The following is a 20,071-nucleotide window of genomic DNA, read 5'->3' as shown; positions in this document are numbered from 1 at the left end:
TTTAGCAGATTATTAACAAATCAATATACATAAAACGACCAGAACTCAGCGACAATCGTAGATGACTATCCCCGCCGTAGCAGGGAAAGTGTCATTTAAGGGGTAAAGTTCAGAGATGCGTCCTTAAACACTTCATACACCGCCTGACTTGGTGGCTTTGGAAACTTCGCCTGCTTAACCGCCGCCAGCGCGGCCTGACATAGCGCAGCATCTCCCCCTTTCGATTCAACGTCCAGTACCCGTCCATCGGGTGCCAGCTGGATATGCAGCCGACAAATCTTCCCTGCATAGAGCGATTTATCGTTAAGCTTACTGACGATAGCCGCCCGAACCTGATCCTTATAAGAGTTGATATCAGCGCCCGATGCGCCACTGTTTTTAGTATTACCACTCCCGGCAGGCGAAGCATTGTTCCCTTGCGTTCCGACCCCCGTTTTCGGTGCATTCTTACCGGAGCTGAGATCGCCGAAGAGATCATCAACGTCCGATGCGGCGGCTTTCTCTGCGGCAGCCTTCTTCGCCGCTGCGGCTTTTTCAGCGGCTGCCTTATCAGCGGCCGCTTTCTTCTTCGCCTCGGCGGCGGCTTTGGCCGCCTCGGCCTCCGCTTTCTTCTTCGCCTCGGCGGCGGCTTTGGCCGCCTCGGCCTCCGCTTTCTTCTTCGCCTCGGCGGCGGCTTTGGCCGCCTCGGCCTCCGCTTTCTTCTTCGCCTCGGCGGCGGCTTTGGCCGCCTCGGCCTCCGCTTTCTTCTTCGCCTCGGCGGCGGCTTTGGCCGCCTCGGCCTCCGCTTTCTTCTTCGCCTCGGCGGCGGCTTTGGCCGCCTCGGCCTCCGCTTTCTTCTTCGCCTCGGCGGCGGCTTTGGCCGCCTCGGCCTCCGCTTTCTTCTTCGCCTCGGCGGCGGCTTTGGCCGCCTCGGCCTCCGCTTTCTTCTTCGCCTCGGCGGCGGCTTTGGCCGCCTCGGCCTCCGCTTTCTTCTTCGCCTCGGCGGCGGCTTTGGCCGCCTCGGCCTCCGCTTTCTTCTTCGCCTCGGCGGCGGCTTTGGCCGCCTCGGCCTCCGCTTTCTTCTTCGCCTCGGCGGCGGCTTTGGCCGCCTCGGCCTCCGCTTTCTTCTTCGCCTCGGCGGCGGCTTTGGCCGCCTCGGCCTCCGCTTTCTTCTTCGCCTCGGCGGCGGCTTTGGCCGCCTCGGCCTCCGCTTTCTTCTGCGCCTCGGCGGCGGCTTTGGCCGCTTCGGCTTCCGCTTTCTTCTGCGCCTCGGCGGCGGCTTTAGCCGCTTCGGCCTCAGCCCGCTGTTGCTGCTCCTGCGCCTTTTGCGCCGCCTCCTGCGCCTGCAAACGCTCTTTCTCCAGTTGCTTCAGACGCTCCTGTTCGGCGGCCTGCTTTTCACGCAGCTCTTCAGCCTGCTGCTGCGCCTGTTTTTCACGCTGCTCCTGCGCGCGCTTCGCGCTTGCCTGCTGCTGCTGTTGGCGATTGTAGTTTTGTACGACCGCGCCGGGATCCACCATCACGGCGTCGATGGCGGAGCCTCCGCCCCCCCCTGACGCTTCGATATGCTCATCGAACGAACTCCAGATCAGCACCGCAAACAGTATGATATGCAATACCGCAGAGATGATTATCGCCCGCCTGAGTTTATTATTTTGTTCGGTTGCCTTTGACACTCTCGGTTCCCAAAAACTCGTAACCTGCTAAGCAGATGTTTAAATCGGCTGCGTCATCAGGCCGACCGACTTCACACCCGCGCTATGTAACAGGTTCAGCGCTTTAATGATTTCATCGTAAGGCACATCTTTTGCACCACCGATTAAGAAGACTGTTTTCGGATTAGCCTGAAGACGGCTTTTCGCTTCCGCAACAACCTGTTCCGGCGGCAGCTGCTCCATGCGATCCTTCTCCACTACCACGCTGTACTGCCCCACGCCGGAAACTTCAACGATCACCGGCGGGTTGTCATTACTGCTGACCGCCTGCGATTCGGTCGCATCCGGCAGATCGACCTCCACGCTCTGGGTGATAATGGGTGCCGTTGCCATAAAGATCAACAGCAGCACCAGCAGTACGTCCAGCAGCGGGACGATATTGATTTCAGACTTAAGGTCGCGACGATTCCGCCCGCGCAATCTGGCCATGGTTTACCCCTTGTCGCTCTCGCTAACGGTAAACGCCTGGCGGTGCAGAATCGCGGTAAACTCTTCCATAAAGTTGTCGTAGTTCAGCTCCAGCTTATTCACCCGCTGATTTAGTCGGTTGTAAGCCATTACCGCCGGTATCGCCGCAAACAGGCCGATCGCCGTCGCGATCAGCGCCTCCGCGATGCCCGGTGCCACCATCTGCAGCGTCGCCTGTTTTACCGCCCCGAGGGCGATAAAAGCATGCATAATCCCCCAGACGGTGCCGAACAGGCCGATATAGGGGCTGATAGATCCGACGGTGCCAAGAAAAGGAATATGCGTTTCAAGATTTTCCAGCTCGCGGTTCATTGAGATTCGCATGGCGCGGGACGCCCCTTCAACCACCGCCTCCGGCGCGTGGCTGTTGGCGCGATGCAAACGCGCAAACTCTTTGAACCCGCTGTAGAAGATTTGTTCCGAGCCGGTGAGATTATCGCGTCGCCCCTGGCTCTCCTGGTAGAGACGAGAAAGTTCGATACCGGACCAGAACTTGTCTTCAAACGCTTCGGCCTCCCGGGCCGCGGCGTTAAGAATCCGGGTTCGCTGGATAATAATGGCCCAAGATGCGATTGAAAAACCAATCAAAATCAGCATGATAAGTTTAACCAGAAGGCTTGCCTTCAGGAACAAATCAAGGATATTCATGTCAGTCACTGCTTAAACTCCGCGACAATAGACTTGGGAAGCGCACGAGGCTTCATTTTGAGTGGATCAACGCAAACAACTAACGCTTCCGCTTCGTTGAGCAGCGTATTCTCTGCGTTGACGATTCGCTGCGTAAACACCATTGAGGTGCCGCGCATTGAGGTAACTTCCGTCTGAACTTCGAGCATATCGTCAAGCCGTGCGGGCGCGTAGTATTCCAGGGTCATTTTGCGCACCACAAAGCCGATCTGCTCCGCCAGCAGCGCCTGCTGGCTGAAGTGATGATGACGCAGCATCTCCGTACGCGCCCGTTCATAAAAAGCAACGTAGCTACCGTGATAAACCACGCCGCCGGCGTCGGTGTCTTCATAATAGACACGAACCGGCCATCGAAATATATACCCGCTCATTTATGCTGCCTCTTCGTTGGCTTTACTGATTTAATCCGGCCATTCGGCTTTCGCAAATACGAAGCATAGCCGGCCTTAACGCCAGAAGGCAGCATAGATGATATTACACAGCGCGTTGTATTCACTTTACATCCCGGTAAGGCAACAAAGGTACTTCTGATCGCTGCTACTATACGCGCGGTAGTGAAGCTTGGGAATGGGAGGAAGTTAAGGGAGAGTAAAAATTTATAAGCCTGCCCTGGCCCTGACTTTTTAAGGAGAATTCCTATTCAAAAGAAGAAATAAAATAGGCCAACGCACAGCACAATATCGGCCAGCAGCGGCGAAAAAATCCCCTGCCAGAGCGCCGTATGCGGGCGAAATCCAACGCCGTGAATCACCCCGGCACAGACCGCCCACATCAGCAGCAAACCGTGCCAGATTTCCAGCCCGCTGGAGCGGGCGGCAAAGCGCGCCGGGTCCCAAAACATACAACCTGCTAACAGTAGCGCCATGACCAGGGAGAGCGCCCTCAGCGAGCGCCTGTCCATAATCTGATAAAGAGAGTTCATTCTACAACCTCCAGGCAGACAAACCCGGCGCTTACCTGAGCAAGCGCCGGGAAAGGGGTCGGCGGGTCGCCGAGATGCCCCCGGCATCACGGCGACCGTTCTGCGTCAGTGCTCTTCCTGGCCGGCCTTACCTGCTTCGACATGCTCCAGCGCCAGCGCTGTAATAATTCCGAATGCACAGGCAAGAAGCGTTCCCAGAATCCAGGCGAAATACCACATAATTTAGCTCCTTCCTTAGTACAGAGAGTGAGTATTGCTTTCAATATGTTCTTTAGTGATGCGGCCAAACATCTTCCAGTAACACCAGCCGGTATAGAGCAGAATGATCGGCACCAGCACCGCGGCAACCCAGGTCATCACATTCAGAGTTCGCTGGGTGGAGGTGGCATCCCACATGGTCAGGCTGGCGTTCATCATGGTGCTGGAGGGCATCACGAACGGGAACATCGCAATACCGGCGGTCAGAATAATGCAGGCCAGGGTCAGCGAGGAGAACAGGAAGGCCAGGGCCCCTTTTTCCATCCGCGAAGTAAGCATCGTCAGCAGCGGCAGCACCACGCCGAGCGCCGGGATCAGCCACAGCACCGGCGTACAGTTGAAGTTCGTCAGCCACGCCCCGGCCTCGCGGACTACCTCTTTATTCAGCGGATTAGAGGCGGCACGATGGTCCAATACGGAGGTCACGACGTAACCGTCAATGCCGTACACCACCCAGACGCCCGCCAGCGCGAAGCAGACCAGCGTCACCAGCGCCGCAATCTGCGAGGTTGCGCGAACGCGCAGCTGCAGCTCGCCCACGGTACGCATCTGCAGATATGTTGCCCCCTGGGTCACAATCATCGCCACGCTCACCACGCCCGCCAGCAGGCCGAACGGGTTCAGCAGCTGGAAGAAGTTGCCGGTATAGTAGAGGCGCAGATCCCCGTCAATATGGAAGGGAACACCCTGCAGCAGGTTGCCGAAGGCCACGCCGATCACCAGCGGCGGCACAAAGCTGCCAATGAAGATGCCCCAGTCCCACATATTGCGCCAGCGGCTCTCTTCGATCTTCGAGCGGTAGTCAAAGCCCACCGGCCGGAAGAATAGCGAGGCCAGCACGAGGATCATCGCCATATAGAAGCCGGAAAACGCGGCGGCGTAAACCGTCGGCCAGGCGGCGAACAGCGCGCCGCCGGCGGTGATCAGCCACACCTGGTTACCGTCCCAGTGGGGGGCGATGCTGTTAATCATAATCCGACGCTCGGTGTCACTACGTCCGAGAACGCGGGTGAGCATCCCCACCCCCATGTCGAATCCATCGGTGATCGCAAAGCCAATCAGCAGAATGCCAACCAGCAGCCACCAGATAAAACGTAAAACTTCATAATCGATCATTTGACGACTCCTGTCTTAGCGTGCCGGCTGAGAGGCCGCGGTGGGCGACTCAAAGTGATAGCGACCGGTTTTCAGGCTGCTGGGGCCAAGGCGGGCGAACTTAAACATCAGGAACAGCTCCGCCACCAGGAACAGGGTGTAAAGGCCGCAGATCAGGATCATCGAGAACAGCAGATCGCCGACCGTCAGCGTTGAGTTCGCCACGGCGGTAGGCAGCACCTCGCCGATGGCCCAGGGCTGACGCCCATACTCGGCGACGAACCAGCCCGCCTCGACGGCAATCCACGGCAGGGGAATACCGTACAGCGCGGCGCGCAGCAACCATTTTTTCTCGCCGATGCGGTTACGGATCACGCTCCAGAAGGAGAGCGCGATAATCGCCAGCAGCAGGACGCCGCACGCCACCATGATGCGGAACGCGAAATAGAGCGGCGCGACGCGCGGGATGGAGTCTTTCGTCGCCTGCTGGATCTGCGCTTCGGTCGCATCGGTGATATTCGGCGTATAGCGCTTCAGCAGCAGGCCATAGCCCAGATCTTTTTTCATGCTGTCGAACTGCTCGCGTAGCGCCGGATCGTCGGAACCGGTGCGCAGCTGTTCGAGCAGCGCGTACGCCTTCATCCCGTTACGGATGCGCTCTTCGTGCTGCGTCATCAGCTCTTTCAGACCGGTGACCGGCGTATCCACGGAGCGTGTGGCGATGATGCCCAGCGCATAGGGGATCTGAATCGCCATTTTATTCTCGCGCGCCTCCTGGTCCGGGATCCCGAACAGGGTAAAGGAGGCTGGAGCCGGCTGGGTTTCCCACTCGGCCTCAATGGCGGCAAGCTTGGTTTTCTGCACGTCGCCCATTTCGTAGCCGGATTCATCACCAAGCACGATAACCGAGAGCACGGCGGCCATACCGAAGCTGGCGGCGACGGCAAAGGAGCGTTTGGCAAAGGCGACATCGCGCCCCTTCAGCAGGTAGTAAGCGCTGATGCCGAGGATGAACATGGCACCGGTCACATAGCCGGAGGCCACGGTGTGTACGAACTTCACCTGAGCGACCGGGTTAAGCACCAGCTCAGAGAAGCTGACCATTTCCATACGCATGGTTTCGAAGTTGAAATCCGAGGCGATGGGGTTCTGCATCCAGCCGTTGGCGACGAGGATCCACAATGCTGACATGTTGGAACCGAAGGCCACCAGCCAGGTGACCGCCATGTGCTGAACTTTGCTCAAACGATCCCAGCCGAAGAAGAAAAGCCCCACAAAGGTGGATTCAAGGAAGAAGGCCATCAGACCTTCGATCGCCAGCGGCGCTCCGAAGATATCGCCGACGTAGTGGGAGTAATAGGACCAGTTAGTCCCGAACTGGAACTCCATGGTCAGACCGGTTGCCACACCCAGCGCGAAGTTGATGCCAAACAACTTGCCCCAGAATTTGGTCATATCTTTATAAATTTGTTTGCCGGAAAGAACGTAGATGGTTTCCATAATGGCCAGCAGGAACGCCATACCGAGCGTCAGCGGCACAAACAGGAAGTGGTACATCGCGGTCAAGGCAAACTGTAAGCGCGACAGTTCGACTATATCTAACATTATGACTCCTTGCTCATCGCATGAAGACTCCGAGAGTGAACCCCGGCGGACAGGGTTACACGCATGCCCCAATAGAAATGTATTTGCCCGCTCTCATCGCCGGCGTTCTCCCGGACGAAGAAACATCAATGATGAAAGGTTGCAAACGTGTTGATAAAAAACCCAAATTGATGCTGCAAATATATTACGCCGTAATACCCATACAATAAACAGGTTTTTACAGAGTTGTAATCGTATTTTTCGATACCGATCAATTAATAGCTAATTTAGCTTTATCCCACTACTTTGATCGCCAACAATTTATCTCCTTTATAAAAAATTTTCCAGAAAATAAACGTTGATATATATCAAAATCAAGCCAGCACCTTAACAACACTGGCATTCCGGCAATAACGGTAACCTTATTGTTACTTTTTTGTTTAAATTAATTAACGATAAAGTTTCAAAAAAGATATATTCCCTAAATAATTCAAGTTGCAGGACAAAACGCTGCGCGTTTTGAACGGCCGCAGGCTGGCCCCGAAGGGGTGAGGCCCCCGGGCCGAATAAAGCCAACGCACATGCACCCTGAAGTATGACGGGTATATGCAGGCAGAAAGTGAAGTCCTGTCGTCGCCAGGCCTGGTGCATATAGATGTCCCTGGTCAGAGATCCGAGGGGTGATATTTAAAAAATATTTTACATAAGCAAAATTGACTGGTTTTCGATTTACCTTATTTTCACTTTATATTTAACATAGCGTCTGGTCCACCGGGCGTCATTGGCGCGGACAGTTTGCACCGGGACCACGCGCGGGTTACGTGTTTTCTAAAGGATGCGCGAGCGCCAGCGCGGAATTGTTCAGGCTTCGGCGGGGGAATTGAGCGCTGCGTTGAACGGACGGCCAGAAAGGAGGCCCGTACTCAGACCTCCGAAGAGTGATATTGCTACAGCGGATTAATAATCAGCACGGCAGTACCGGAAAAATCCCCTGCCGGTAGCGTTCCGGTCGGCAGCCGGGCCGTAATGTGGTGCTGCGAATCGCCAGCAGGCATGGAAAGTTGTAGGCTTTGGCTAAGATCGCGATCGTCAAACGCTACCGGAACGTCAAAGGATTCGCCGCTGGCATTGAATACCGCGATCGCCCCTTTGCCTCCACTAAGCTCCATTACGGTCTTTACATCGCCGGTACAGTTAACGCCGATATCTTTACTTACCGTCTGTCCCTCTCCTGAATTCACGCTGCCGAAATCGAACTCCGCCCCGTCGTTCAGGAAGCTGCAGGTGACGTTTGACGGGTTTGGATGCATGCAAATCGTATCGGGACCGATATAGGGAGATCTATCGGAAATATCACGTATCGCAACGGGTTCAAAACAGAGTTCGGCCGCCGGAGGGGGCGTGGTATTGGGCTCAGCAACCCTGATTCTCACAAAACCGACACTGCTATAATAAGTTATATAACGTTGATAAAGTTCAGCCCAGGTCTGACTATCACCCACGCTAAGGCACTCAAGATCCTGCCCCCAGTAACCGTGATAAGGAATAAATTTTCCCTCTTTTACCGGAGCCATACAAAACTGGGTAACGCCCTGCGGAATAAGCTCTTTTTGCGCCGGGGAAGTCCCCCCCATCGAACCTATCGAAAAATAGTAGCCGCCCGCCTGCGGGTCCCATCTTATGGGCGGTGTTGCTATCGGTACACCAACCGAGGCAAACGTATTACCGACGCCGAAGAACGTAATAATCAATAACCAAAGGCCTGTTTTTCTCATCACGGCTCCCGTGGTGTGAGTGATGGTAAAGCAGATAAACCGAAGCTAAGCCAGCCTCGTCCCCTACGGCGTCCGTCGTCTTACGCCGGACGCTCTGCCCCTATTCATAATCCAGCCGGAAGGTGGCCGTCGCCGAAAATTCCCCCGGTACGATCCCCCGGGTCGCCAGCGCCTGCGGCTCGCCCTGCACGTAGGCCCGCCACCGTAGCTGCATCTCTCCGGTGACCAGTTGCGTCGCCGCCCCCGCCTTCTCCAGCGCCAGCGGCGTGCCGTCCATCGCCTCCAGCCCTATCGCAATGCCTTTTGCCGTGCTGCCGGCATCGAGGGCCAGCAGCCCCGGCAGACCGGTCGCCGGCGTGCCGCTGAAGGTCACGCTCAGGGTGTTCGCCAGCGACGGATCGCACTCCGTCAGATGCAGCGTAAAGGGCACGCCCTTCGTTCGCGTGTCGGCATACAGCGCTTTGTCTATCACGCTGCCAAACTCCAGCCCGATGGTCTCTTCTCCCGGCGGGATCGTACACGGATCCGCCACCAGGGTGCCGCCAAAGGTTACGTTATCCTCAGCGGCCATCCCTGGCAGCGTAAACGTCATCGCCAGCACGCCCAGCCAGTGCAGTCGCCTCATATTTCCCCTCTCACTGATAAATAACCTGCAGGGTGGCCGTTGCGCTGAACAATCCCTCTTCCAGGGCGACTCCCGCCGCCTTCACCGGCACCGCCTGCATCACCGGCGGGTGATCCACACTCACCGCAATCGGCTTACCAAAAGTAATCGGTTCGCCCTCCACCAGCACGCGAATCGCCAGCCCGTCGACCGAGCTCTGCACCGCCGAGGCGTCAAACGCCGCCGGAGCGGTAGTGGTCATCACAATATTCAACCCGCTCCGGGGGCTGTCGGGATAGCAGATCAGGTGGTACTCCACCGGCTGAATGTAGCGGCGACCATCTACCCTGTTGACGCCAACGCGGCGGCCAAAGTCCACCGCCACCGGCTGCCCGCCGTTAATCGCGCAGGGCGGCGGGTCTATCAGAGTTCCTTTAAAGGCCATCTCTGTGGTCAGATTAGTGGCTAAAGCGGGTCGCAGACAGAACAGAACCCAGCCCGTCGCGATCGCCAGGACGCCGCAATAACGCCTCATCGTTTTATCTCCTTACTGATAGGCTACGGTTAGCGTGGCCGAAGCGCTAAACGCTCCGGCCGTCAGCGAGCCTCCCGGTGCCTTCACCAGCTGCGCCCGCAGCACCGGCGGCGCGCTACGGCGGATGGCCAGCGGCGTGTTCAGCGGTATGACCTTCCCGTCGCCAGACAGCCTGATCCCCAGATCCGGCTGACTGGCCTGCAGCACCGTGGCATCAAACCCGGCCCCGACGCCGCCGATGGTCATATTCAAGGTATCCGCCGCAGCGCCGGCGCAGTCGAGGATATAATCCACGTTCTGACTGTAAATCCCGCTCTCCACTTTGCTGGTCATCACCTCATCGCCGAAATCCACCGTAATCGCTCTCCCGTCATTAATGTTACAGGGCGGCGCGTTAACGGTGACCTTCACCGTCAGCGTGGCTGCAATCGTACCGGCCTGCGCCGGGCCGCCGGAAAATAGCAGCAGGAGCAAGGGCAGCGCCAGGACGCGCACGGGCAGCGCGTTCATCAGTCATACTCCAGATCGACATTCAGCAGCGTATGCCACGGCCCGACCCGCAGAGGCGCTGCGGTTCGCTCCGTCGTCAACGTATAGCTGAGCGTGTCCTGCCCCGGACTCAGCAGCAGCGGCGCGGCGTTCTCATCGAGAGAGACATCCCGGCCATCGGCGTCCTTCAGGCGCAGCGCCAGTCCGGAAACGCCGTGCACCGCCAGTAAATGCGGATTGTCCGGATCGGTGGCGGCGGTGAAATGAACCGACACGGCCGGCTCATCGTCGCTCCACAGCAGATTGTCAGAGCGTTCGTCCCGGTTATGCGCCGGGGCGGCGATGCAGTCACGCAGCCGCAGCCGCAGAGGAACCGGCCTTCCCCGCTCGCCGGGATGCTGCAGCCGCCGCGTCGGGATATTGCCCATATCGACAATCTGCCAGGCCGAGGACATTTCCAGCCGACACGGACTCTCGGTCAGGCTACCGACTACCTGGAGCACACCCGTTTCACCGTCCACCTCCGACGGCGTCGCGGCCTGCGCTCCGCAGGCGACCAGTGCCAGTAGCGACCCGCCCAGACGCCACACTATTTTGTGGTTCATTATTTACCTCCACGGCACGGGCAGGTCAGCGGCTGCGCACCGGCGAAGCCGTGCAGGCGTTGCCAGAGCAGGTAAACTTCAGCTGCGGACGGCCGCCGTAGTCGTTGATATAGGTGAGCACCGGACTGTTTCCCAGCGCTGCGGCGTTCACGCTCAGCGCAGCATGCTGCTCCCGCGGTGCCAGCATAAGCGGCTTAAAGCCTTTGACCGGCTGGCCGCCGGGGCGCGTGCTGCCATCCACCAGCGTGACGTAATAGGGCGTCGGGTTGTTTACCAGCCAGCGCTCGCCGCTGCGGGTGAGCGTCACGCGCTCCTGCCACGGGGTGTCTGACTTTGCCGGTATCAGCGCCTTCGGACGGAAAAAGAGCTTAATCCGCGTCTGCAGCGCCAGCTGTAGCGTATTTGGTTTCGTGGAGCGTGGCGGAATTTCCCGCAGGTTAAAGTAGTACAGCGATTCGCGATCCTGCGGTAGCGTGCCGATATCCGGTAGCGTCTGAATGCGTACCTGGCTCCTGGCCCCCGGCTCAATGCGCTGCACCGGCGGCAGAACCGTCATCGGGTGGGTAATCTTGCGGCCCTGTTCATCCTCGATCCAGCCCTGGGCCAGATACGGCAGCTGCTTGTTCTCATTGCTCACCGACAGACTGACCGATTTTTCTCCACCTTCCACCACGACGCGGGTCCGGTCCAGCGCGATAGCCGCCAGGGCCGACGTACTCAGCGTACAGAGCAGCGCACCCGCGCCAGCCGTCAGGATTATTTTGTGGTTCATCATTCTTTTACCTGTGCTTGTAGTTTGTTTCTGACATCTTTTTTGAGGGCCGCAGACGACACCGGCGTACACGGCAGCAGCAGCCCGTGAGTAAGATCCGTCGGCAGGCTATCGGGCAGCGTAATCATGCAGCGCCCGTCGACGCCCCACGTCACCCGCATGGTATCGCCCGGATGGATGCCGCTCAGATAGACGTTGCCCTCATCCCCCACCACGCCGGTATTCTGCCCCTGCCCGTTCTCAACGCCAGCGCCGAACGGCGGCGTGCCGCCCTCAGGCAGGCGGATAGTCGCCATCGCCCTGGCTCCGGACACCACGTCAAACTTCCGGTAGCCGATGGCACCTTCGGTCAGGGTATCCTGTACCACCGTCCTGCTGGCTTCGGCATTGTCGGGCAGCGCGTCAAGGTCAATGCTCATCCGACTGCGGTAATAGCTGTTGACGTCGGAAACCACCGCCTTGCCAAAACGGTTGGTGAGCACGCTGCTGCCGAACCCCTTCACCGGAATATCCGGCACATCTCCGGTATCCAGCAGCATTCGCGTCCCGCCCTGAGAGCCGCTGCGGTGCAGCGCGGCCCCCTTCGCCGTTGCGGTTGCCCCCCCCTGCAGGCTCAGGCTCAGCGCCGAATAGCTGCCGCTCTGATAGCTGGCGTTCAGGTTGGTCGTCACCCTGTCCCCTTCGTGGGTCCAGTAGCCGGACGCCATGCTGTCTCCGTGCGACAGTCCGCTGCTTATCTGATAATAATCATGGTCACCCGCGCGATCGTAATAGCTCAGCTGGTGCGTGTTGCCTCCCTGATTAATCGTGGCGTTGTAACTTAGCGATCCCGTACCGCCCCAGGGCAGGGAAACCGACAGATACACCCCTTTATCATCCATCTGGTAATAGCGGCTGCGGTAGGCGGTAGCCGACAGGCTAATGTTGCGAATATGGCCGATATCAAAATAGCGCGACATCGTCAGGGTGTAGCGGTTGTTTGTCGGCCGATCCCAGTAGGTCTGGTGGCTGTAGTTGAGATAGACATCCGCTCCCCAGTCGGCCAACTGCTGATTAAAGGTAATGGTGTAAAGCTCCTTACTGGAGCCTTCCCGCTCGCCGTAACGCCGCGCGTCGAGGTATTCGCCCATGCTCATAAAGTTCTGCTGCGAGAAGCGATAGCCGGCGAACGTCACCTGGCTGCCGGTGGAGTCAAAGCGCTTGGAGTAGCTCAAGCGCCAGGAGTTACCCCGCCGCCCATCGCTTTCATAGGGCAGGCTGGCCCGGGAGCTGGTCATATCAAACGAAACGGCACCGAACATCAGCAGATCCCGCCCTACCCCCAGGGCCAGCGCATCGTACTCAGCGCTCCCTACGCCGCCGCCGTACAGCGACCAGCCGTTGTTCACCCCCCAGGAGAACTCGCCGGTGGCGAACATGGGCCCGTCGGTATGGTGCTGCGCGTCGGAAGGCCGGCCGCTGGCCAGCTTATAGCGTATTTGCCCCGGTCGGGTCAGATACGGAACGGAGGCGGTATTGACCGTAAACTGCTGCACGGTGCCGTTCTGCTCCTCCACCCGCACGTCCAGCGTGCCGCTGACCATGTCATTCAGATCCTGAATACGAAACGGCCCGGCCGCCACCTGGGTTTCCTGGATCACGCGCCCCTGCTGGCTGATAATCACTTTGGCGTTGGTTTTCGCCACCCCGGTAATTTCCGGCGCATAGCCGCGCAGGTTCGGCGGCAACATACGGTCATCCGACTGCAGGCTGATTCCGCTAAAACGAAAGCTGTCAAAAATATCGGAATAGAGGGCGCTTTCGCCGAGGGTTAGCTTCGCCCCCAGGGCGGGCAACGCGCGCCAGGCGTAATATCGATTCCAGTCCCAGCGCTTTTCGCGGCTTCCCTGACCGCGGCGGACGCTCGCCTGCCAGTCGGCGCGCAGCCGCCACGGTCCAACGTTAATCCCGGCCGTACCGTTGCCGTTCAGCGACTGGCTGTCGCCCCCGCGCTGTTCGTGCCGGGTCTGGGCGTCAACGTAATAGTCAAACAGCACGCCCGGAATTCCCTCATCCCACTGTGACGGCGGATCCCAGTTCGGTGCCCGGTAGACGAGGTCGCTCTGGGGGATATTCAGATAGAGCGTGCTGCTTCCCAGATCGCCCCTCACCCCGATCCCCGACAGGCTGTCCGGATCGAGGCAGCGCCCATCATGCAGCCAGCGCAGATCGGAACGGACCTCGTCCTTCAGGCCCAGCATATCCACCAGCCTCGGCGTCAGGCAGGGAATACTGCTTTTGGGATCGCTCTCCGGTGCCAGCCACTCAATATTCTGATCGGGAATTTCATCTTTATTATTGACCCGCAGGGACATCACATATATCCCCGGCATGATATAGCCCGCCCGGGAAAAACGACTCAGATCGATATTGGTTTTGTCATGCACATCCAGAATGTCCGTATTAAATTCGATCTCGTCGGCCACGGCGCAGAGCGGCAGTCCCAGCAGCGCCAGAGACAGCAGAACGGCCAGTTTGTGCGGCTTCAGAGTACGGCCTGGCGCTAGTGTAGACATCACCATAAATCTTTATTCCGGAGTAGCTGAAAAGATAATGTGTCCTGGCTCTACGCCCCGGCGGATCGCCGGACAACGTTAATCAGTAGTAATCAATCTGAAAACGCAGCGCCGTACGAAAATTGCCGGTACGGGGCAGCTGGCCGTTGCTGACCAGACGCAGCGTATAGTCCAACTGCTGCGACGCCCCGCTCAGCGCACCGGGCGGCAGGGGTTCGCCTGGCCGGGCGAGATTGCCGCGCGCGTCCTCTACCTGCAGCGCCACGCCCCTCGCACTGCCGCCGAGGCCGAACCAGCCGCCGTCATCAGGCCCATCGAACATCACGCGAAAATAACGCCAGTCGGGTAGCGCGGCGTTCAGGCGGGCAAGATGGCAGTGAATCAGCCGAATGCTGAACGCGCGAGAGGCACCCTTGCCGTCGCGGACGATTGTGCTGACCGGAATTGTTCCCATATCCACCGTCTGATCGCGACTCTGCGTATCAATAGCGCAGGGCGTCTCGATAACGCTTCCCTGCACGTTGACGCGCCCGTGACCGCGATCCGGCGAGCCGGCCAGGCCAACCTCACTGTACAGAAGTACGAGCAGAACGAGCGGTAGAGAAAAAAGGAGTCGACTTATCACGGCGGTTCTCCGGCGCACAGATCCCCCGCGCGCCGTCGTGCGCGGGGCGTACATCTTACTGATAGCTCAGCATAAAGTTGGCGATACTATTGAATTCACCCGGATTAACGGCGGCTCCATCCCCCTGCAGATAGGCGGAAAATTCCAGCGTCGCCGCCTTTTCGCCTGCCGCCAGCTGTTGAGCCGCTGTCGGTTTACCCAGTTCAATGGCCTTGCCGGTGCCATCGGTCAGCACAATACCCGCGCCTTTTACGTCACCGGTGATACCCAGTTTGCCCTTTTGGCCTTCCGCGCCGGTAAAGGTAGTGGTCACGCCTTTAGCCACGCTCAGGGAGCAGTTTTCCAGCTGAATCTGGAAAGTCTTCGGCGCAGAGCTGCCGCCGTTATCCAGAAGGACGTTTGAAATCTGCCCCAGCTCAACGGTCTGGCCGTCGGAATCAGGATTGACGGAGCAAGGCGCATCAATAACCGTACCGTGGAAATTCACGATGCCATGCCCCTGATCGGGCGGAATCGTCACCGGAGCGGGATCTTCCGCATGCGCAAAAGAAGCAAGGCCCATCACTACAGATGCCGCCAGCATAATTTTATTCAGTTTCATTTCTTTTCCTTTAATAAGGGTTATATTTACCCATTGCCAATTAAGTGTTTTTTACAAACCAAACGCATCCCTTTCCGTACATTGACGGAAATAGAAAAACAGCTCACCTGTATTTCCCACCCCCTCCGCCATTCGGAATTCATATTTCAGATAGCGTTTCCAAACTCATCCCTGACGCGGTAGTCATGGAGTAATAAACGCCAGCAAAACCTGAATAGCGTTATCCAGATCAATTTATGCTAGTCGCGAACAGTTATTAGCTCGGGGGTAATACTACATATCTTTTCTAAAACTGACAAACCTGAAAACGACCATAAATCAAATTCAATATTAAATTTCTCACATAAAAGGCTGCTACTTTTTTTACGACGAGTTACTTGGCTACACCCCAAGAATCCAGTATAAAACACTAATTTTTGAATACAATAAGGTATAAAGATCGTAAATTGATATTTTTTACGATAAAATTCCCCCCCGTTTAGCCATAACCTCTGATTAACAATAGTGTGTAAAATGTTACTTAAAAGATAAAAATAATCACCTTCGCTCATCTGAATCGTCATGAGGTAGGAATATGCCAGGAACAGAACTGCGTGATAAATTGTCCATTAATGACAAAATGGTTATTGTCTCACTTAAGGAAATTTACAAAAATAGAGTTATCAACTCATCTCAACCACCGACATGGATAAGCACTCGAGATATAGCAGAACACTGCAATATAAATATTTACCGGGCCAGATACGCACTACTTAAGTTAGAAGCACGAGGAATCGTTGCGAAGCAAACTAATAAATCTAAAAACCATAGCTGGAGACCTGTTGAAGACCATTTCTTATTATAAAAACATCACCAGGATAAAAGACCTGAGCCGCAAAAATCTGAATTTGGGGGAAATATGCACAGAAAAGGCCGCAGAACCAGCACCAACTCTCTGGAGCTGTATGAACACTACAGCCAGCTTCAGCGCATTGAAGACGCGCTACGCCAGTGGAACGGAGGGATAGAGGCTATCAGAGACAATATCATGCGCGTTGCCAATACCCCGGGCGGGCAAGAGCCGGAAATTGCCGTACTGCTGAATACGCTGGACCGCTACTTTCTCGATCTGGGCGAGTTGCTTGTCCCTATCCCGAAGCATGCACAGGAGATATATTATCCCCTGGCCGTCGGGCATGCCCGACACATATAAAAAAGGCCATCATCCGATGGCCAACCATGTCGAAAACGGAGCAGCCCCGCGCCCTTTGCGCGACAAACGCGGGGGCGGGGCTGTTTTACTTTTATACCCGTCATACTTCAGGCTGCATGTGCGTTGGCTTTATTCGGCCTGCGGCCTCCCCCCCTCGGGGCCAGCGCTACGGCTGTTCAAAACGCGCCGCGTTTTGTCATGCAACTCGAATTATTTAGGGTATATCTCACTTCATTACGGCCTTCAGCGCTTCGCCGATATCGGCAAGGCTGCGCACGGTTTTCACCCCTGCGGCTTCCAGGGCGGCGAACTTCTCGTCCGCCGTTCCCTTGCCGCCGGCGATAATCGCCCCGGCGTGGCCCATCCGTTTCCCTTTCGGCGCGGTAACCCCGGCGATATAGCCCACCACCGGCTTGGTGACGTGATCTTTAATATACGCCGCCGCCTCTTCTTCGGCGCTGCCGCCGATCTCGCCGATCATCACGATCGCCCCGGTCTGCGGATCGTCCTGGAACAGCTTCAGGATGTCGATAAAGTTAGAGCCGGGGATCGGATCGCCGCCGATACCAACGCAGGTGGACTGGCCAAAGCCGTAGTCGGTGGTCTGCTTGACCGCTTCATAGGTCAGGGTGCCGGAGCGGGAGACGATGCCCACCCTGCCCGGCTGGTGAATGTGGCCCGGCATGATACCGATTTTGCACTCGCCGGGGGTGATCACGCCGGGGCAGTTCGGCCCGATCATGCGCACGCCCGCCTCGTCAAGCTTCACCTTCACGGTCAGCATATCCAGGGTAGGGATACCTTCGGTGATGGTGATAATAAGCTTAATGCCCGCGTCGATGGCTTCCAGAATGGAGTCTTTGCAGAACGGTGCCGGCACGTAAATGACGGATGCCGTTGCGCCGGTGGCCTCTACCGCCTCGCGCACGGTATTGAATACCGGCAGGCCAAGGTGGGTGGTGCCGCCCTTGCCCGGCGTGACGCCGCCAACCATCTGCGTGCCGTAGGCAATGGCCTGCTCGGAGTGGAAGGTGCCCTGGCTACCGGTAAAGCCCTGGCAGATAACTTTGGTATTCTTATCAATCAAAACGGACATTATTTCCCCTCCACTGCGGCAACAACCTGCTGAGCTGCATCCGTCAGACTTTTCGCTGCAATAATATTCAGGCCGCTGTCAGCCAGTTTCTTCGCGCCCAGCCCGGCGTTGTTGCCTTCCAGACGCACGACGACCGGGACGTTAACGCCCACCTCTGCCACCGCGCCGATGATGCCGTCGGCAATCAGATCGCAGCGCACGATGCCGCCGAAGATGTTGACCAGCACGGCCTTCACGTTGTCGTCGGAGAGGATAATTTTAAACGCTTCGGTCACACGCTCTTTCGTCGCGCCGCCGCCCACGTCGAGGAAGTTGGCCGGCTCGCCGCCGTGCAGCTTAACGATATCCATGGTCCCCATCGCCAGGCCCGCGCCGTTAACCATGCAGCCGATATTGCCGTCCAGCGCCACGTAGTTCAGCTCCCACTGCGCCGCCTGGGCTTCGCGCGGGTCTTCCTGCGACTGGTCGCGCATTTCGCGCAGATCCGCCTGGCGGAACAGGGCGTTGCCGTCAGCGCCCAGCTTGCCGTCGAGGCAGATCAGGTCGCCCTGGCGGGTGATCACCAGCGGGTTAATTTCAATAAGCGCCAGGTCACGCTCGAGGAAAATGGTCGCCAGGCCCATAAAAGTTTTGGTGAACTGCTGCACCAGTTTACCTTCCAGACCCAGCTTAAAGGCCAGCTCGCGCCCCTGCCAGGGCATCGGGCCGGTCAGCGGATCGAGGGCCACCTTGTGGATCAGGTGCGGGGTTTCTTCCGCCACTTTTTCAATTTCCACGCCGCCTTCGGTGGAGGCCATAAACACCACGCGGCGGGAGCTGCGGTCAACCACCGCGCCAAGATAGAGCTCTTTAGCGATATCGGTTGCCGCTTCCACCAGGATCTGATTCACCGGCTGGCCGCTGGCGTCCGTCTGGTAGGTCACCAGCCGCTTGCCCAGCCAGTGCTCGGCAAAGGCGCGGATCTCTTCCTTGCTGTTTACCACCTTCACGCCGCCCGCTTTGCCGCGGCCGCCAGCGTGAACCTGACACTTCACTACCCACGGACCGGCACCGATTTTCGACGCCGCCTCTTCGGCCTGACGCGGAGTAGTACAGGCATAACCCACCGGCGTTGATAAGCCGTAGCGGGCAAAAAGTTGTTTTGCCTGATATTCATGTAAGTTCATCTGTTCTGTCCATCCTTCAGGTAATCGTTATCTTTAAACCCGCAGGCCGCGCGGTATATATGCCCGGCGGCGCTCCGCTTCTCCGGCCTGCGGGGCAGGTGATGCTCTTGCTGACTACACGTCCAGCAGCAGGCGCGTCGGATCTTCCAGCAGCTCTTTAATGGTGACCAGGAAGCCGACGGATTCACGGCCGTCAATCAGCCGGTGGTCGTAGGAGAGCGCCAGATACATCATCGGCAGGATCTCCACCTTGCCGTCCACCGCCATCGGACGATCCTTAATGGCATGCATACCGAGGATCGCGCTCTGGGGCGGGTTAATGATCGGCGTGGACATCAGGGAGCCGAATACGCCGCCGTTGGTGATGGTGAAGTTGCCGCCGGTCAGATCGTCCACCGTCAGCTTGCCGTCGCGGCCCTTCAGCGCCAGCTCTTTGATTTTTTTCTCGACGTCGGCCATGCCCAGCGCGTCTACGTCACGCAGCACCGGCGTCACCAGGCCGCGCGGCGTGGAAACCGCCATGCTGACGTCAAAATAGTTGTGGTAAACCACGTCGTCGCCGTCGATGGAGGCGTTCACCTCCGGATAGCGCTTCAGCGCTTCCACCACCGCCTTCACGTAGAAGGACATAAAGCCCAGGCGGATGCCGTGACGCTTTTCAAACGCTTCGCCGTACTGCTTGCGCAGATCCATAATCGGCTTCATGTTGACTTCGTTGAAGGTGGTCAGCATGGCGGTGGCGTTTTTCGCCTCCAGCAGACGCTCGGCCACGCGCTTGCGCAGACGGGTCATCGGCACGCGCTTCTCGCTGCGCGCGCCGGGCTGAGGCTGCGCCGCTGGCGCAGCCGCCGGAGCGTTGGCCTCAGCCTGCGCCGGGGCTTTCGCCAGATGCTTTTCCACGTCTTCGCGGGTGATGCGGCCGCCGACGCCGGTGCCGCTAATGGCGGCGGCCTCAAGGCCGTGTTCGGCCAGCAGACGACGGATGGCCGGGCTTAAGGCGTCGTTGTTCTGCTCGCTCAGCGAGGCCTGCTGGCGCTGCGCCGGGGTGGCGTCCTTTTCTTCCGGCTTCGCGCTGGAGGCTTTGCCCGCGCTGTTGCCTTCGCGCAGGCGGCCGAGGATCTGTCGCGAGGTGACGGTGGTGCCCTCGTCTTCCAGCACCGCATCGAGAACGCCGTCCGCCGAGGCCGGAACTTCCAGGATCACCTTGTCAGTTTCGATTTCCACCAGCACTTCGTCACGAACAACCGCATCGCCCGGTTTTTTGTGCCAGGTCGCCACGGTGGCGTCGGCGACGGACTCAGGCAGGTCAGGAACAAGAATATCTACGCTACTCATTATTTATCCTTTA

At 58.0% G+C, this 20,071-nt stretch carries 22 protein-coding genes; 2 read left to right on the top strand and 20 right to left on the bottom strand.

Annotation, left to right across the window (positions count from 1 at the left end; translation table 11 throughout):
* Positions 1-95 precede the first annotated feature (95 nt).
* The 17 genes from tolA to GJV78_RS01485 all read right to left on the bottom strand — a co-directional run bounded on the left by tolA (position 96) and on the right by GJV78_RS01485 (position 15,269).
* Positions 96-1,655 (bottom strand): cell envelope integrity protein TolA, encoded by a 1,560-nt coding sequence (gene tolA / locus GJV78_RS01565; protein WP_167519308.1) that lies wholly within the window; start codon positions 1,653-1,655, stop codon positions 96-98.
* A 39-nt stretch (positions 1,656-1,694) separates the two neighbouring features.
* Entirely contained in the window at positions 1,695-2,123 is a 429-nt protein-coding gene (tolR, locus tag GJV78_RS01560; protein ID WP_155106659.1) for a colicin uptake protein TolR, read from the bottom strand.
* 3 nt (positions 2,124-2,126) lie between these two features.
* Entirely contained in the window at positions 2,127-2,819 is a 693-nt protein-coding gene (gene tolQ, locus GJV78_RS01555; RefSeq protein ID WP_167519307.1) for a Tol-Pal system protein TolQ, read from the bottom strand.
* Positions 2,816-3,220, bottom strand: coding sequence for a tol-pal system-associated acyl-CoA thioesterase (gene ybgC, locus GJV78_RS01550; protein WP_155106658.1), 405 nt, complete (start codon positions 3,218-3,220; stop codon positions 2,816-2,818). Before ybgC ends, tolQ begins: the two co-directional genes overlap by 4 nt.
* 269 nt (positions 3,221-3,489) lie before the next feature.
* The gene (gene ybgE, locus GJV78_RS01545) at positions 3,490-3,771 is read right to left on the bottom strand and encodes a cyd operon protein YbgE (RefSeq protein WP_155106657.1); all 282 of its coding nucleotides are present in this window, start codon (positions 3,769-3,771) and stop codon (positions 3,490-3,492) included.
* A gap of 105 nt (positions 3,772-3,876) precedes the next feature.
* Entirely contained in the window at positions 3,877-3,990 is a 114-nt protein-coding gene (gene cydX / locus GJV78_RS01540; protein WP_155106656.1) for a cytochrome bd-I oxidase subunit CydX, read from the bottom strand.
* Positions 3,991-4,005: 15 nt separating this feature from the next.
* Positions 4,006-5,145, bottom strand: coding sequence for a cytochrome d ubiquinol oxidase subunit II (gene cydB / locus GJV78_RS01535; RefSeq protein ID WP_155106655.1), 1,140 nt, complete (start codon positions 5,143-5,145; stop codon positions 4,006-4,008).
* A 15-nt stretch (positions 5,146-5,160) separates the two neighbouring features.
* Positions 5,161-6,729, bottom strand: a complete 1,569-nt coding sequence (cydA, locus tag GJV78_RS01530; RefSeq protein ID WP_155106654.1) for a cytochrome ubiquinol oxidase subunit I — start codon at positions 6,727-6,729, stop codon at positions 5,161-5,163.
* Between the two features lie 926 nt (positions 6,730-7,655).
* A complete protein-coding gene (locus GJV78_RS01525; RefSeq protein ID WP_155106653.1) occupies positions 7,656-8,483 on the bottom strand; it encodes a hypothetical protein in 828 nt (275 codons plus the stop codon).
* 100 nt (positions 8,484-8,583) lie between these two features.
* On the bottom strand, positions 8,584-9,108 hold the full coding sequence (locus GJV78_RS01520) for a fimbrial protein (RefSeq protein WP_155106652.1): 525 nt from the start codon (positions 9,106-9,108) through the stop codon (positions 8,584-8,586).
* A gap of 10 nt (positions 9,109-9,118) precedes the next feature.
* Positions 9,119-9,622, bottom strand: coding sequence for a fimbrial protein (locus GJV78_RS01515; RefSeq protein WP_155106651.1), 504 nt, complete (start codon positions 9,620-9,622; stop codon positions 9,119-9,121).
* A 12-nt stretch (positions 9,623-9,634) separates the two neighbouring features.
* A complete protein-coding gene (locus tag GJV78_RS01510) occupies positions 9,635-10,132 on the bottom strand; it encodes a fimbrial protein (RefSeq protein WP_155106650.1) in 498 nt (165 codons plus the stop codon).
* Positions 10,132-10,716 (bottom strand): fimbrial protein, encoded by a 585-nt coding sequence (locus GJV78_RS01505; RefSeq protein WP_155106649.1) that lies wholly within the window; start codon positions 10,714-10,716, stop codon positions 10,132-10,134. The genes GJV78_RS01510 and GJV78_RS01505 overlap by 1 nt, the downstream gene beginning before the upstream one ends.
* Positions 10,717-10,741: 25 nt before the next feature.
* The gene (locus GJV78_RS01500) at positions 10,742-11,488 is read right to left on the bottom strand and encodes a fimbria/pilus periplasmic chaperone (protein ID WP_407929009.1); all 747 of its coding nucleotides are present in this window, start codon (positions 11,486-11,488) and stop codon (positions 10,742-10,744) included.
* The gene (locus GJV78_RS01495; protein WP_230979036.1) at positions 11,488-14,043 is read right to left on the bottom strand and encodes an outer membrane usher protein; all 2,556 of its coding nucleotides are present in this window, start codon (positions 14,041-14,043) and stop codon (positions 11,488-11,490) included. Before GJV78_RS01495 ends, GJV78_RS01500 begins: the two co-directional genes overlap by 1 nt.
* Before the next feature lie 82 nt (positions 14,044-14,125).
* On the bottom strand, positions 14,126-14,668 hold the full coding sequence (locus GJV78_RS01490) for a fimbrial protein (protein ID WP_167519306.1): 543 nt from the start codon (positions 14,666-14,668) through the stop codon (positions 14,126-14,128).
* Between the two features lie 55 nt (positions 14,669-14,723).
* Positions 14,724-15,269: a fimbrial protein gene (locus GJV78_RS01485; RefSeq protein ID WP_155106645.1), complete on the bottom strand. Its 546-nt coding sequence runs from the start codon at positions 15,267-15,269 to the stop codon at positions 14,724-14,726.
* Positions 15,270-15,843: 574 nt separating this feature from the next.
* Between GJV78_RS01485 and GJV78_RS23900 the strand changes: the two genes are divergently transcribed.
* Together GJV78_RS23900 and GJV78_RS01475 are read left to right on the top strand one after the other, a co-directional pair.
* On the top strand, positions 15,844-16,113 hold the full coding sequence (locus GJV78_RS23900; protein ID WP_155106644.1) for a FaeA/PapI family transcriptional regulator: 270 nt from the start codon (positions 15,844-15,846) through the stop codon (positions 16,111-16,113).
* Positions 16,114-16,167: 54 nt separating this feature from the next.
* The gene (locus GJV78_RS01475; RefSeq protein ID WP_155106643.1) at positions 16,168-16,461 is read left to right on the top strand and encodes a hypothetical protein; all 294 of its coding nucleotides are present in this window, start codon (positions 16,168-16,170) and stop codon (positions 16,459-16,461) included.
* Positions 16,462-16,687: 226 nt separating this feature from the next.
* Here GJV78_RS01475 and sucD read toward each other — a convergent pair whose 3' ends face one another.
* From sucD to odhB, 3 genes are all read right to left on the bottom strand, one after another.
* Complete coding sequence (sucD, locus tag GJV78_RS01470) at positions 16,688-17,557, bottom strand: succinate--CoA ligase subunit alpha (protein ID WP_155106642.1); 870 nt, start codon at positions 17,555-17,557, stop codon at positions 16,688-16,690.
* On the bottom strand, positions 17,557-18,723 hold the full coding sequence (sucC, locus tag GJV78_RS01465; protein ID WP_155106641.1) for an ADP-forming succinate--CoA ligase subunit beta: 1,167 nt from the start codon (positions 18,721-18,723) through the stop codon (positions 17,557-17,559). Before sucC ends, sucD begins: the two co-directional genes overlap by 1 nt.
* A gap of 114 nt (positions 18,724-18,837) precedes the next feature.
* The gene (odhB, locus tag GJV78_RS01460; protein ID WP_155106640.1) at positions 18,838-20,058 is read right to left on the bottom strand and encodes a 2-oxoglutarate dehydrogenase complex dihydrolipoyllysine-residue succinyltransferase; all 1,221 of its coding nucleotides are present in this window, start codon (positions 20,056-20,058) and stop codon (positions 18,838-18,840) included.
* Positions 20,059-20,071 lie beyond the last annotated feature (13 nt).

Source organism: Intestinirhabdus alba, assembly GCF_009711095.1.
GTDB lineage: Bacteria > Pseudomonadota > Gammaproteobacteria > Enterobacterales > Enterobacteriaceae > Intestinirhabdus > Intestinirhabdus alba.
This window is presented reverse-complemented; position numbering and strand designations above follow the sequence as displayed.